Source organism: Erythrobacter sp. K21-9 (assembly GCF_055808355.1).
Genome location: NZ_CM147866.1, coordinates 1,320,429 through 1,333,545 on the forward strand (window position 1 = coordinate 1,320,429; position 13,117 = coordinate 1,333,545).

12 protein-coding genes are annotated in these 13,117 nt (G+C 60.1%); 5 read left to right on the forward strand and 7 right to left on the reverse strand.

The features are described from left to right. Positions 1-63 precede the first annotated feature (63 nt). Positions 64-324, reverse strand: coding sequence for a DUF6437 family protein (locus tag AC0L39_RS06700; protein WP_473261754.1), 261 nt, complete (start codon positions 322-324; stop codon positions 64-66). A gap of 343 nt (positions 325-667) precedes the next feature. Between AC0L39_RS06700 and AC0L39_RS06705 the strand changes: the two genes are divergently transcribed. The 3 genes from AC0L39_RS06705 (at position 668) to AC0L39_RS06715 (ending at position 3,850) form a co-directional block, all read left to right on the forward strand. Next, positions 668-889, forward strand: coding sequence for a hypothetical protein (locus AC0L39_RS06705; RefSeq protein ID WP_472621196.1), 222 nt, complete (start codon positions 668-670; stop codon positions 887-889). Between the two features lie 667 nt (positions 890-1,556). Further along, positions 1,557-2,657 (forward strand): tyrosine-type recombinase/integrase, encoded by a 1,101-nt coding sequence (locus tag AC0L39_RS06710; RefSeq protein WP_473261756.1) that lies wholly within the window; start codon positions 1,557-1,559, stop codon positions 2,655-2,657. Then, positions 2,654-3,850 (forward strand): tyrosine-type recombinase/integrase, encoded by a 1,197-nt coding sequence (locus AC0L39_RS06715; protein WP_473261758.1) that lies wholly within the window; start codon positions 2,654-2,656, stop codon positions 3,848-3,850. The genes AC0L39_RS06710 and AC0L39_RS06715 overlap by 4 nt, the downstream gene beginning before the upstream one ends. Positions 3,851-4,080: 230 nt before the next feature. On the opposite strand, the gene AC0L39_RS06720 is transcribed toward AC0L39_RS06715, so the two are convergent. The 5 genes from AC0L39_RS06720 to AC0L39_RS06740 all read right to left on the reverse strand — a co-directional run bounded on the left by AC0L39_RS06720 (position 4,081) and on the right by AC0L39_RS06740 (position 8,719). Next, complete coding sequence (locus AC0L39_RS06720) at positions 4,081-4,245, reverse strand: hypothetical protein (protein ID WP_473261759.1); 165 nt, start codon at positions 4,243-4,245, stop codon at positions 4,081-4,083. Between the two features lie 331 nt (positions 4,246-4,576). After that, positions 4,577-5,353, reverse strand: a complete 777-nt coding sequence (locus AC0L39_RS06725; protein WP_473261761.1) for a hypothetical protein — start codon at positions 5,351-5,353, stop codon at positions 4,577-4,579. A 122-nt stretch (positions 5,354-5,475) separates the two neighbouring features. Further along, positions 5,476-6,465, reverse strand: a complete 990-nt coding sequence (locus tag AC0L39_RS06730; RefSeq protein WP_473261762.1) for a peroxidase family protein — start codon at positions 6,463-6,465, stop codon at positions 5,476-5,478. Further along, positions 6,438-7,034 (reverse strand): hypothetical protein, encoded by a 597-nt coding sequence (locus AC0L39_RS06735; RefSeq protein WP_473261764.1) that lies wholly within the window; start codon positions 7,032-7,034, stop codon positions 6,438-6,440. Before AC0L39_RS06735 ends, AC0L39_RS06730 begins: the two co-directional genes overlap by 28 nt. Before the next feature lie 113 nt (positions 7,035-7,147). Continuing rightward, on the reverse strand, positions 7,148-8,719 hold the full coding sequence (locus AC0L39_RS06740; RefSeq protein ID WP_473261766.1) for a hypothetical protein: 1,572 nt from the start codon (positions 8,717-8,719) through the stop codon (positions 7,148-7,150). Between the two features lie 249 nt (positions 8,720-8,968). On the opposite strand from AC0L39_RS06740, the gene AC0L39_RS06745 reads away from it, so the two are divergent. After that, complete coding sequence (locus AC0L39_RS06745; RefSeq protein WP_473261768.1) at positions 8,969-10,501, forward strand: patatin-like phospholipase family protein; 1,533 nt, start codon at positions 8,969-8,971, stop codon at positions 10,499-10,501. Between the two features lie 54 nt (positions 10,502-10,555). Next, entirely contained in the window at positions 10,556-12,388 is a 1,833-nt protein-coding gene (locus AC0L39_RS06750) for a hypothetical protein (RefSeq protein ID WP_473261769.1), read from the forward strand. Here the strand turns inward: AC0L39_RS06750 and AC0L39_RS06755 are convergent. Beyond that, positions 12,385-12,657, reverse strand: a complete 273-nt coding sequence (locus AC0L39_RS06755) for a hypothetical protein (RefSeq protein WP_473261771.1) — start codon at positions 12,655-12,657, stop codon at positions 12,385-12,387. The two genes, AC0L39_RS06750 and AC0L39_RS06755, sit on opposite strands and share 4 nt — an antisense overlap. Between the last annotated feature and the right edge of the window lie 460 nt (positions 12,658-13,117).

Sequence of the window (13,117 nt, forward strand, 5' to 3'; positions counted from 1 at the left end):
CCATCCAGCCTCCCAAGAAAGGGCTCTGTCCAAACCGGATAGGGCCCTTTCTCGTATTCACTATCAGTGGCTTTGAGCTGTGCGTGATGCGGAGGCTTGCTTTTGAACAAGCCGCTTTATGGCTTCCTCTTCGCCGAGTTTTCCGAGCTCATTTGCAACTTCGGATAGGCCCCTCTTTGAGAAGGTTTCTAACCCCGTTCCAAGAATAACCTGGCCCAGTTCAATGGCAGCCTGTTTCTCGAGTTCTTTCTGACGTTTGTCGAGTGCCAGCCTGTCGGCCTCCAGTTTCTGGAGTGCGGCTACAGCGCTTCGTTTCGATGGCATTGAGGATACTTCTTTCTTCCCCTCCGATGACCCTCTCCTCGGCTGACGTGCACTATCACCCGTCCTGTAGGAAAGCGATTTCCCCTTGGTTTTCGCGAACACCTGAGATCGAACGGGAGGGGAGTTTGGCTCACGGACTTTCAAGGATGATGGGCGTGCAGCTGGCGCGTCAAGGACGGCGGGGCCCCACCATTTTGCCGTCCCTTCGCTTCGCTGCAGTCCGACAAAATCGTTGCCCCCACCGCCGCTTGGCGGTCGCCCAGCCGGGCGATCCCTGACCCGCCAGCCACACTCCCATCTGCCTTCCTCTCGTCGTCTTAGCGACAGATATCAGGAGGATTTCATGACTGCACTTGCATCGTTTCAATCAAACTCGAACAGCTACTTCGAAGCACTGGCCACTGCCGAACGGCGGGCCTTGCACAGCTTCTTCGACCAGCACGTCGTGGAAGACAATGACCTAGGATACTTCGCCCTGGACGAGGGTGACTACAACGCCTTGCCGGCGCATCTGGCCAGCCGGGTGGTGCACACGGTGCACGGCGCGATGCTCGACGAGTTCTGAACGTCCGATGGGGCGGGAGCCGGTGACGGTTCCTGCCCCTTTTTTGTGTTCGCCGGTGGAACAAGAGAGAGTGGTAAGGAGCGGTGCTGGTGACGCGCTCGGTCCCGCACCACCTGCGGCGGCGCTCCTGCGGGCGCGGCGTATTTGGTCCGGGCCCCGCATGCACTCCTGAGCGCCAACGGGTCGAAGCGGCGCGAGGCTGACGGGAGCGACAAACCCCGCTCCCTTATCTCGCACGCGCTTCTTTTGCCGTCAGCTTATCAGGGGTGCGTCTTGGTTGGGATGCTTGCTTCCGAACTAGCGCTTGCGGTTCGCTTCAGCGTCCCGGGCTGTTGCTTTCGCTTGATCGGCACGGATGCTAATGCCCGTTCAAAATCCATCCCCTGTCGTTTCTGGACTTAGACCTCGCAGTGGGAAAACGGTAGCACACCGTACGCAGTAGCACTGCTGTGTTTTGGGAAAAAGTGCAATAAAATCAGTGCGCGAAACGCTCAATGTGCTCGGCAGAGAGGGCGCTGTTGAATGCCGCCCGGTCCCCGCAAATGACGGTGTTTCCAAGGGTTCTGGGGGCAGTTTGGACAAGGGTGAATGCCATATGGTCCCCAAACGTCGAAGGTCTGCCCGTAGAGCACTTCTCGATGGTAATTTTGCCCGTCGTAAACTGCCGTTGCGCGAGCGCGAATACTGCATCTGGGACACCGAGCTTGCGGGCTTCGGCCTGCGCATAAGGCCGAGCGGGAACTACTTCTGGTTCGTTCGCTTGCGGCATCGCGGGAAGCATCGCCGCATCACCCTTGGCCAGACCGACGAGCTTGAGGCGGGACCGGCAAGGGCGCAGGCCCGCCGCATTCTCGCGGAAGCCGCGCTCGATGGTTTGCCCAAGCGCGCGGTGGTCAAGGCCACACCGACCATGAACGATTTCGTCGAAGCCTATTGGGACGATCTCTCGCGCGTCTGGAAACCCTCGACCAACAAACGGAACTGGGATGCTTGGCGGCTCACCATCAAACCAGTCTTTGGCGATACGCGCGTAGCAGACATTCTCCCACCAGACATTCACCGCTGGCGCGATGGTTGCGCGGGAGAGAGCGAGGTGAAGTTCAACCGCGCCGTGCCAGTGCTGTCCGCGCTGTTCAAATATGCCGAAGCGCTCAAGATGCGTCGGCCAGGTTCGAACCCATGCCGAGGGATGCCACGCTACAAGCGGCAAAGCGTCGAACGCTATTTGACGCCAGCCGAGTATCGCCGGATCGGAGCGGCCTTGCTCAAGGCCGAGGCGGACCGACCAGCAGAGGTCGCAATCGCTCGGCTGCTACTTTTCACCGGCGCGCGTGTTGGCGAGATCAAAAACCTGCGCTGGGAGTGGGTGAAGCCGCCCCGTCTGCTGCTGCCAGATAGTAAAACTGGCCCCAAGGTGATTTGGCTCAATTCACAGGCGCAGGTCATCCTTGCGGGGATCGAGCGGCGCGAGGATAGCGAGCTTGTATTCCCGAACAAGACCGGCAAGCGTCCGGTGAACTTCGACCAATGGTGGTTTGTCTTCCGGCGGTGCTGCGCTTTGCCCGACGTTCGCATCCATGATCTGCGCCACAGCTTTGCTTCAACCGCGATCATGGACAACGTGCCGCTATCGACCATTGGCAAACTGCTTGGCCACAAGCTGGTCGAGACGACCGCAAAATATGTCCACCTGTCCGATGATGTGATCGGCGAAGCCGCCGAGCGAGTTTCCGGCTCGCTGGCGCAAGCGATTGGCCTCAGGCCATGACCGCCGCCAGCCTCAAGAAGATCGTAGAAGAGGCGCTTGCCGAGGTCGGCGCGACGGTCAACTTCAAGCTCATTCCCAAAGGCAAGGCGCGTACGACGACCTGGCTGGGCGTCGAGCACGGCTTTGGCATCCGGCACTATCCGAGCGGTCGCAATGTCTACATCGTGCAGACTCGCATGGCAGGCCGCATGCGCACGGTCACAATCGGGCCTGCATCGGTCCTCACTCGCTACCAGGCACAGATGGTCGCGCGTCGCGTCATCGCTTACGCGCAGGTGGGTCGCGATCCCGCGACCGAGCGACAGCGCATCCGGTCTGCGCCTAGCTTCGCCGACTTCGTGACCGAGTATTGGGATCGCTGGGCACCACGCTGGAAAGCATCGACATTGGAAACGCACACCGGCTACCGCCGCCGCTATCTCGATGACGCCTTTGCTGGCGTCTACATCGACGAACTGAACGAGGGCCACGTGACGGGCTGGTTTGCGGACCTCAACAATCGGACAGGGCCGGGAGCATCGAACCGGACTTTCGAAATCCTCAAGCACATGCTGAACAAGGCAGAGGACTGGGGCTACCGGCTCGAAAACACCAATCCGTGCCGTTCCGTCCGGCCCAACCGCAAGCGCCAGTGCGAGCGCTTCCTTTCGAATGAAGAACTCGCTTGTCTGGGTGCCGAGTTGGCGAAGTTGCGCTCATCTGAGGATCGCACCAAGCAATGCGCGGGGGCGGCCATCACGCTCCTGCTGCTGACAGGTTGCCGCAAGAGTGAAATCCTCACGCTCGAATGGAGTGACATCAAAGGCAACCGGCTGCACTTACGCGACAGCAAGACCGGGCCGCGAACGGTATGGCTCGGATCGGCAGCGCGCGAGGTGATCGCCGCGCTTCCGCGTTTCGAAAGGATTCCATATCCGTTCTGGAACTACAGCTACCGCAAGCCGCTTCGCTGTGTGAACGGATTCTGGCGCAGGCTTCGAGACGAAGCAGGACTACCCGGCGTTCGCATCCATGACCTGCGTCATACCTTCGCCAGCCACGCGGCGATGAACAAGGAAACTTTACCGATGATCGGGCGTCTGCTCGGCCATGCCAATGTGCAGACTACGGCGAGGTATGCGCACTTTGATGACGGTCATCTGCTGGAGGCTATTCAGCAAGTGGGTGATTCAATCGAGAGCTTGCTGAATTGAGCCAGCGGCAACGAGCTTAGAAAAAACCAACGATGACCGAGTGAATGCCTCATAGATGGCATGCGTTTTCGCCCGTTGGCTTTCAGCTTTGAGAGAGATTCCTGACGTTTCGATGGAGATTGCCAGCTAGCGAAGTGCGTTAACCGAAGTGTCCGCTTTGCGCCCTCATTTCTTGCCGTTCCGGCTCCCAAAGACTCCTCTCAAAAGCAGTCGTCCAACGGGTCCCGCTACTAAGTCCGTCTCTCTCGGTCGACGAAAATCTTCGCGAAGAGCTTCTCGGGCCTGGTGTCGGAGGCGATGCCGGGCTTTGAGTAGAGCACCTTGTCGTATTCGTTTGCGACAAGATCGGGATCGTAAATCCACGCCGCATCGAGGAAGCCCCACAAGGTTTCCATCGGACGCTGCTCGCGGATCCCGTGGACGATGATGACGGCGGTCTTGGGCTATTGTGTTTCCTCTTCGGACATCACGCTCCCCTTGAGGCTGGGCTGGGCAGGATAACCGCTAGCGTACTGAGACGGCTATCGGAAAGCCTGCGGTTTGACCGGGTGAAGCCGCAATCCTTGCCCCGCATCCGTCCTGCAAATTCGGAAGAAACAGGACGGCGCGAGGCAAGCCCCCCCAAGGCCGATGGCCTGACTGTGGAGCGGTTTTGGTGAAAGGTCGGGCGAGGTCACTTGCCGTCGTCGTCGCCCGAACCGGTGATGATTGCGAGAAGCGCCTTCGCTAGATCACCCTTGTTATCGTCGTAAGCTCCGGTGAGGGCGCGAAGCGCGATAGACTCATCCTCGGTCTCGAATACGACGGTACCGTGATCACGGGACGAAGATTTTCGGGAAAAGGGATCACGACGCTGGTCTTCACATCCTTCAGCATCTTTTCGTTGTAGACGAACCCTTCTTCGACATCGCCCAGATCGATCCGAAGGGGCGCATCGAGACTGATGTCTTTGGCAGGCTCTGCTGCGCCTAGCACCGACTTATCGCTGAATTGAACCAGCAGCACCACGCGTTTGCGGCTCCCACCACGACGAGGGGCAGCTTGGCCATAGGTAAGCTTGGTGGCCTGGTAGCTGATCTGAAGCAGCTCCTCTTTCCCGTCACGCGACTTGGTATGTGTCAGCGTGAGTTCGCCTTCGAGGCTGAAAGCAGGGTGCGGTTTTCGCTCACCGTTCGTGCCACGCGCAGTACGCAGAATCGTGAGGGTCGCTTCCTTACCTTCGGCTTCTTCTTCGTCCGCCTTCTTTGCGTGCGGGAGGCAACCCTCAGCGAAGATGCCGGTCGCAGCGTAAACCGCGCTGCGATTTTTCTGGAGATCGTCGAGCAACTCTTTGCCAAGCTTAAGAACGAAGTCGACGCCAAGCGCCGCGACTGCGCCGCCGACGCCGACCGCATCCACCCCATCTTGACCGGCAACAATGGGCTCCTCGTCAGCATTCTTGCAAACGAAGTCCACTGTGTTGACCCCAATATAGTCAGGTTCTGTGTTCGCTGCCTCACTCACATATGGCGTCGTCAGCCGTCCTCCCCCGCACCCGGCCAGCAGCGCGCACACGGCTGCGGTAGCGGTCAGGCGGACGGTAGTGCTCGTCTTGATCTTACGCATGTTCATCTCGTGTCTCCCCTTCAAAGCACGCCTGCAAAGCGCAGGAACTTGTCGAAACTGTCGATCGGATCGGCGGCGATGGTGGACTCGTTGGGATGCCACTTGTGGTCCTTGCCGCTGCCGACATGCCAGATGGAATTGCCGTCCTCGACAAGCAGCCCGACCAACGTCTCAGCGACGATCAGGCTTCCAAGATTGCCCAGATGCTTGCTGTCAGCGCGCAGCTCGGCTTCGAGCAGGAGGTAGAGCCACAGCGGGGTGTCATTGAGATAGCCGAGCTGATCGAGCAGGCCATCGGCGAACCCATTGAGTTCGTCCTTGCTCAGCGGGGTAATTCCCGACTTCGAGCCGAGATCGTCCAGCACCTGCTGCGCGGTCGGGATGCAGAGCACGTAGGAGCGGCGCAGATTGCGGGCGGCGAGATTCTGTAGGCCCGGATCGCCGATCAGCTTGTCGAGTCCTTCGGCTAGCGAAGCGTCGGTCGGCCTCGCATTGCGCTCGGCATCCGGCGATCCGATCAGGAAATTGTTCCAGTCGATGATCCAGCTATCGGGCAAAACACTGCCAGCAGGAATATCGTCGCCGCCGGTGAAGAAGAACAATTGCGCGAGCGTCGCGTTGGGGAACGTCGCATTGTACCGATAGGTCGGACGGATCATCGAATGCCCGAAGCGGAACCCCGCGACGCTAAATTCGAGCGGCATCTTGCCCTCGCCCTTGGAAAACTTGGTGTACCGCTTCGCCTGCGTTGCGATCACCTGCCCCAATTGGCGATTGTCGCAGATGCGCGGCAGATAGGCGTTGAGGACGAGCCATTGATAATGCCGGATCGTCTGCTTGCGCGCCTCGGCAAATTTCTCCACCTCATCGAAGGTGTCAGGCAGCACATCGACGACGGCATTGTGAAACCGGATGAATGCCAGATGCAGCTGAGCAACGATTAAATTTTCATCATTGCGACCATCGGCGATCACCGCCGGGCTCAAGCTTCGCTTATTCTCGTCCTGCAAAAGCGAGGCTTTGGGTTGGGTCCTGGGCAGATCGTTCTCTCGCCCGCCGGTACCGTGCGCCCGACCTTGAGCTTGGCCGTGTCGCCATCGCGCACCTGACTTTGCACCGCCTCAGTCAAACCATAGACGCTGTCGAGCCGCAGGGTCGGATCGCGTCCGTTCTTGAGCACCCTCTTCACGTCCTTGCGCGGATTGCGGGTCAGTTTGCCGCTTTTGGGAACGATCGAGAATTCTTCGAGAAGCGCCGGATCGGTATCGGTGTTGAGCGTGATATCGTGGTCGATGAACTGACCAAGATAGGTCAGGATTGCTTCCTGACCCGTGGGGCCGAGCAGACCCGTGTCGGAGATCATCGCTTCGCCAAGCTTGGTCAGGTTTTCGAACGCCTTCCGGTCTTCGGGCAGGCCGTCGCCGTCGAAAATATAGTCGAACGGATTCTTTTGAAGTTCCTCTTCCATCAGCTCGGCCTGCTCGCCGGGCGCTACGAAGCAGAACTCGCTGCTTGCCTCGTCGCGCCTATCGTGCCCCTTCGGGCAAACTAGGTCTCCATGTCCAACATTCGCCAGCATTTCGTGTTCTCCTTCGCGTCAGGAATAATGACGAAGGAGGACATCGCCTGGCGGGTGGCGCAATCGCGTGAGCGCAGCGTTCAAGCTGCGTGAAAAGCGCGCGAAACTTGTCGCTATTGCGCCTGGCGTGCCCGAATCAGCTGCGGCAGCGCGCGCATCGCAGAGGCGAGAATATCGGGCCCAAGCGAGACCGCCTCCGCATCGGCTTCTCCGGATGCCACCAGCGGCTCGACAAAACCCACCAGCGGGAAATCGGGCGCTTTGGCAAGCGCCGCATCGAGGCTCGCGCGAGCCTCAGGCCAAGCGCCCCTGGCGACGTGGCAAAACGCCATCCCGCAATTGATCTCGCCGCCCGCATTGCTGGTCGGATTGACCCGTAAGGCCAGCTCGAACCGCATCAACGCACGCTCGACATTGCCGCGCGCAAGATCGACCCAGCCACCCCAAAACAGCGCCGGCTGGTGCTCCGGCATGATTGCCAGCGCGCGGGCGATGATTAGATCGGCACGGTCGATATCCTCACCCAGCAACATCAGCGTTCCGGCACAATAGCCGAGCGATTCGAGATTGTCCGAACCGACCCGCATCGCGGTCTCGAAGTGAGCAAGCGCAGTGCGCCGTGCGTCCTCTGGTTCGTCGAGACCGCCGAGCAGGAATGCCCCCGCATGGCAGAACGCCGCGAGCGATGTTGCCCATGCGCAGTTAGGCTCGTCCGCCACCAGCTCTGACACCACCCGCGCCGCCTCTCGCAGGTCCGCCGGTCGCCAGCTGCGATAGAGCGCATTGGCCTGCCAGTAGCGATCATAGCTCGACGTCGCAGGGACTCGCATTTGCAGCGCGCGGCGGCGTTCATTGAGGTCAATTCCGGTCCAGATTTGCGGCGCGATGGCCTCGGCGATGGTGCGCTCGAAGGTTAGCGCATCGCCTTGGCGCCCTTCAAATTGACCGCTCCACACTTGCTCGCCGCTGTTTCCGTAAACGATCTTCGAGAAGACCCGGCACTGGCCGCCATCCTCGGCAAGAAAGGCAGTTCCTTCGATCAGATATTGCACATCGAGCCGTGCGGCGACCGCCTGGCGTGAACTTTCGCGTGCGAGCGCTTCGGCGGCAGCGTTGCCGGAGACGACCAGCAATTGCGGAAACTCGCTGAGGCACAGCGCGAGCATCTCGGAAAAGACCATCCCGCGCGGATCGTCCTCGGTTGCGGGCAAGGTCGCAAAGGGCAGCACCGCAAGCGCTGGTTTGGGCGTCGGACGCGCGGCTACAAAAGCAGGCGCTGCGGTCTCTGCCACAGCGTCGGGCGAGTTGGGCTCGCGTGTCTTCAGCTCTTCGTAGAGATCGCGGGCACGGTCGCGCTGGTCTCGCAACCAGTCCTCAAACTCATCGGCATCGGCTAGGTCAATGCCCTCCATAAAGTCACCCGCGAGCCGTCCGTCGGAAGGCAGACGTCGCCGCTCAAGATCGAGCATATCAACGTCGACATGTTCGAGCGCCAGCGTGACGCGCCGCAGTTCCGATTTGAGAATGCGGTCGGCATCCGCGGCGCGCAGCCGTTTGCGCAGGTTGGACAGTTCGCGCCGAAGGCTGTCCTGCGCCTGCTTCTGCCCGCGCGAGCCCCACAGCATTCCCTCAATCCGACGCCTTGCGCGCACGCCATCGGGGCCGAGCGCAAGGAAAGCCAGCATGGCCGCGCCGCGCTCGCTGGTAATTTCGATCCTCTGCCCGTCCGGCGCGAACAGGCCAAACGGTCCGATCAGCTGTAGCCGGAATTTGATGCTGCGCCCCCTGAATTCCCGGTCCTTAGGATGCCAGCGTAAGTGATTAACCCCGGGGGCGAAAGTGCAAATCACGCATTTTGGACGCAGGGTCTGACAAATCGATTCGCACGTACCGCGCAACACTTGGCACGTGTGGCAATTGCATTGGGGAGCAAAATGATCCGAACCGTCTTTTCTTTAGCCGCATTGCTGCTGGTACTGGGCGCGTGCAGCGGCCCACAACAATTGCTTGGCTCGCGTCCGATGCAGTTTACGTGTCTCAATCTTGAGCCGCATATTGCGCGCTATGACCACCGGCTTTTCTCCGATCTTCAGCGCGATGCGGTTGACCCCAATATCATGGACGCGATTGAGCCTGCCAATATCGACGTGCAAATGGCGTTCTACCACGCTCTTGCGCCGCGAGAGGGCTATCAGGGGAAGCTCCTGTTGCTTTCCGGCGGCGGGCAATGGGGCGCGTTCGGAGCAGGATTTTTAAGCTCTGGCATTCCCAATCCCGACGACGATGACAATCCTTTCCCCCGTGAGCAGCAATGGAACGCCATCACGGGGATCAGCACCGGCGCGATCCAGGTTCTTTTTGCCGGCGCGGACGATTTGGATGAGATGGCGCGGCAATACCGTCTGCCAAACGAAAACCCGGCCAGTTCCAATGGTTTGTTTGGATTGCTGTCGAAGGGGTCTGAGCATGACCTCACCAACCTTCGGCGGTTACTCCAGAACGAGCTATACGGCTCGAAAGGCAGCGATCTATTGACGGGCATAGTCAAGAACACCAAGCGTCCCGAATTGTTTATCGCAATGGTAGAGGGACGCTCGACCGATCTCATCATCGTTCATCTCAGCGGCTATATACGTGAAAACCTTAGCTCAGACGGCACGGATGGCGAGCTTACCAGGACGGAAGTAGGAGACTGCGTCACTGGTCTCACTCTTGCGTCGAGCGCTATTCCATTGCGCCTCACTCCGATCCAGATTGACATCGCTCAAGGGAAACACCCGACCGGCGATTACCGCACCTTTATGGATGGCGGGGTGCGCTCGTCGGTGATCGACCAGCAAGTGATCGACTTCATGGAAGCGAGCTACACAGCCGCAATGTGTCGCTCGGTCGGCTTCGACGGATCGACGCGCGAGCTGACGTGCACCCGCGAAAAGCTTGGAGCGATCAACGACCAGACCCGCCTTGAGACCTATCGCGCGCCCCTCCTCTACGTCGTGCGCAATGGACCGACTATCGTCCCAGCCGGCTCGCTCGACACCGAAATTGACGATGATCCCGATGCCTATGTCACCGCGCTGAGGGGCTACTCGATCCTCGTGAATCAGAACGAGCTCGCCTCGGTTGCCGAAATGCAAGCGCGCTATCCGTTTGCGGAGCTCCGGTTCATCAGCGCCGACGGCTATAACTGGCTAACTGACGGTACGCCCAAAGATCGCCCTGGCGTGTGCCCGGAGCGGAACGAGAAGGTTTACTTTGATGCGGTGTTCATGCGCTGTCTGGTCGATTTCGGCATCTGGCGGCGCAACAACCGCAACAGCCAAGGCAATGCCAACCCCCAAGACGACGGCTGGCATGTGCTTTCGCCGCTAATCCCTGACCGGATCGACGGTGGAAATATGCCGCTGCCGAGCGAACGAGCCTTCGATCTTGCCGACGATCTCAACCAGGGGCTCAACGCGCGCTGAGCGGCGTCGGCCAGCCCAATCCACTGATCCGAGAACACAAGAGGGAGCACAGCAATGCCCAGCAAGAGTCTGCAAATGTTCGCCGCATGGTCGAACTACAACCTCACCGTCGGCGATCCGCGCCCTCCCTTTGGATCGCTAGCGATGACGGTCGAGAACCTTTTCAGCCTGCACTGTTCAGACGTCGACCCGGACGAGCCGATGGAGGCATTGTCTGCGACGGGATCGGTGCTGTTGTCCTATGTCAACGAGCTCGAGAAGCTGCTCGAAGGGAAAGGTCCGGTCGGCATTCCTGCGCGCAATTTCACCGCCGCCACGGTCGGGCGCGGTTGGAGCTTTGCACCGCTCACCGGCACGCCGGTAGCGCAATTGCTGGGGGCGGGCCTGAGCTGGACCGGCAAGCTCGACAAGTGCGACATTGATGACGATTTCAAAGGCGACAGCTCGAAACTCATGATCGCAGGTGGCGGCACGCGGCTGCGCGAGCTGGTGGGCGTCGCGGAGCCCATGGGCCTTTCGCTCCCGACCGGGGGAAGCCATCTTGGCCAAAGCCTTGCGGGCGGTTTCGGGACCGGCACGCACGGCTCGCGGCTGGGCACAGGCGGCCTCCAGAACATGGTCCGTGCGATGCACATTGTCACCGGTCCGGGCGAGCATGTGTGGCTCCAGCCGAAAAGCTCACCCGTGCTGTCGAGCAAGGACATAGGCAAGATCGCGCTGCCGACCGGCTGCACCGAGGTGACAAGCGACGAAGATTTCGCCAACGCGCTGATCCATCTGGGCGGGATGGGGATTGTAAACGCGGTGGTGGTCGAACTTGTCGAGCGCGAGCGCTTCAATGTTCTCGCCATCGATCAGAAGATCGACGAGAAATGGCTCGACTTGATTTCAGCCGGCGACTGGGATGGGATTGCAAGAGGGCTCGGCTTTCACAATGACGAGCTGCAATTCTACGAACTCACAATCGACCCGCAGGACCCTTGCGGCGATCATGCAGCGCACCTGGCCTACACGCTGTCGAGCTCAAACGATCTTGTCGAGCCGCCAGATCGTACCCGCCCCGTCCCCGCAGACTCGATCGCCAATCTCGCCGCGTTCGTGAAGCGCAGCCAGGAAGCGACCCCCGCCCCCTTCGATCCCGGAGCCGGTTCTTCGACGCTGGCGATTGACGGCCCTCTCGATCCGGTGGTGGTCGGCGTGTTGCGACAGATGCTGCGCGATTCAGGCTCGTCGGCGGTGTTCGAGCATTATCTCAAGGAAGGCGGCTTCACGAATTTCACCCGTCCGATCGACCCGGAGAAAGACGCGCTGATCAAAGGCAGCTGGGGGCAGATCCATGGCGACGAGATCACCGGCGGCGTCCCCGGATCGCTCTACAACGCCTCCTTCGCGATCGAGATCAATCACGCAAAGGATGCGGTCGACGTAATCACAAAAGCCGTTGCAGGACTGGCGGGGAGCTTTGTGTTCACCTTGCGGTTCGTGAAGGACAGCGCCGGGACGCTCGCCTTCACTCGCACCGGAGAGCGCGCAGTGATCGAGATCGATGGCTTCTCGCCGCTCGCCATCTCGCTGGCGCAGCAGCAATACATCGCGACCGAGGCGGCGAAGGGCAACAAGCCGGACGTACACATCCTCGCCGCCTTTGCGCAGCTTTCAACCACGCTTGAGCGCGGCGCGATTGCAGTGCGGCGGGCACTTGAGGCGGCAAAGATCGGTTACACGATGCACTGGGCAAAGCTCGGCAATCTCGACGCCGCAAAGGTCGCCAGCGACTATTCCAACGGCGAGATTGCCTCGTGGCAGAATACCCGCAAGAAATTGCTCAATCAGCAAGGCCAGGTGCTGTTCTCGAACCCGGCGTTGGAGGAATACGGGCTGGTCTAGGACCGCACCCGCGCCACGACCCCGGCTGTGCGCGGCGGGCCGATGACGCGCAGGACATTGCCGAAGAACAGCGAAAGGTCGAAACTGTATTCCACTGGCTGCGCATCGGTGATGTTGCGCACTAACGCGCCGATCTCGATCTCGCTTCCGCCCGCGTCGAATTCGAGCGCAGCGCGGGCGCCCAGCAGCGCGTAGCCGTCGCCGCGCACGAGGTCGGAATTGATCGTGTTGTAGAACACCGCGCTGCGATAGCTGCCGTCCGCGCTCAAGGTCAGCGCGGTTCCTGCGCCCAGTGTCCCCTGTCAGCGTCCGCTTTCTTGATTCTTTCGACCAAAAGCAGACAGTCCGCAATCGGCCCAGACCTTGCTGCAATCGGACTGCGATCGACCGAAAGTGGGCCATAAGCGGACCGTCGGGTTGTAGGTGCCATACTCGCATAGCAGCCATTGAGTTAAATTTGGCTCGCTTCTTGCTAGTTATTCGCTCCCGGTAACGCAAACGCACGGAAACATGGTGACTGGTCGGCTCGGACCGAAGCAGCCGATCAATTTCTTGAGGTGTCAGCCCAAAAATCTCGACAGTCTTCACGAACCGAGGCTCTGTGACCCGCTCGGAAAAGTGCCACCTGCGCTTCTGCGAAGAAATGCGGGCTAACAAATAACTTCCCACTGCTTGACGACGTAGTGTTTCAGATGCTCAGTCAATGTATCCGCAGTATTTCGCGAAATC

What these genes read in the sequence shown, in the direction of transcription:
- AC0L39_RS06705 (WP_472621196.1), top strand. Translation starts at nt 668, where the DNA reads ATGACTGCACTTGCATCGTTTCAATCAAACTCGAACAGCTACTTCGAA.
- AC0L39_RS06715 (WP_473261758.1), top strand. Translation starts at nt 2,654, where the DNA reads ATGACCGCCGCCAGCCTCAAGAAGATCGTAGAAGAGGCGCTTGCCGAG.
- AC0L39_RS06740 (WP_473261766.1), bottom strand. Translation starts at nt 8,719, where the DNA reads ATGCTGGCTTTCCTTGCGCTCGGCCCCGATGGCGTGCGCGCAAGGCGT.
- AC0L39_RS06700 (WP_473261754.1), bottom strand. Translation starts at nt 324, where the DNA reads ATGCCATCGAAACGAAGCGCTGTAGCCGCACTCCAGAAACTGGAGGCC.
- AC0L39_RS06720 (WP_473261759.1), bottom strand. Translation starts at nt 4,245, where the DNA reads ATGGAAACCTTGTGGGGCTTCCTCGATGCGGCGTGGATTTACGATCCC.
- AC0L39_RS06745 (WP_473261768.1), top strand. Translation starts at nt 8,969, where the DNA reads ATGATCCGAACCGTCTTTTCTTTAGCCGCATTGCTGCTGGTACTGGGC.
- AC0L39_RS06750 (WP_473261769.1), top strand. Translation starts at nt 10,556, where the DNA reads ATGCCCAGCAAGAGTCTGCAAATGTTCGCCGCATGGTCGAACTACAAC.
- AC0L39_RS06735 (WP_473261764.1), bottom strand. Translation starts at nt 7,034, where the DNA reads ATGCTGGCGAATGTTGGACATGGAGACCTAGTTTGCCCGAAGGGGCAC.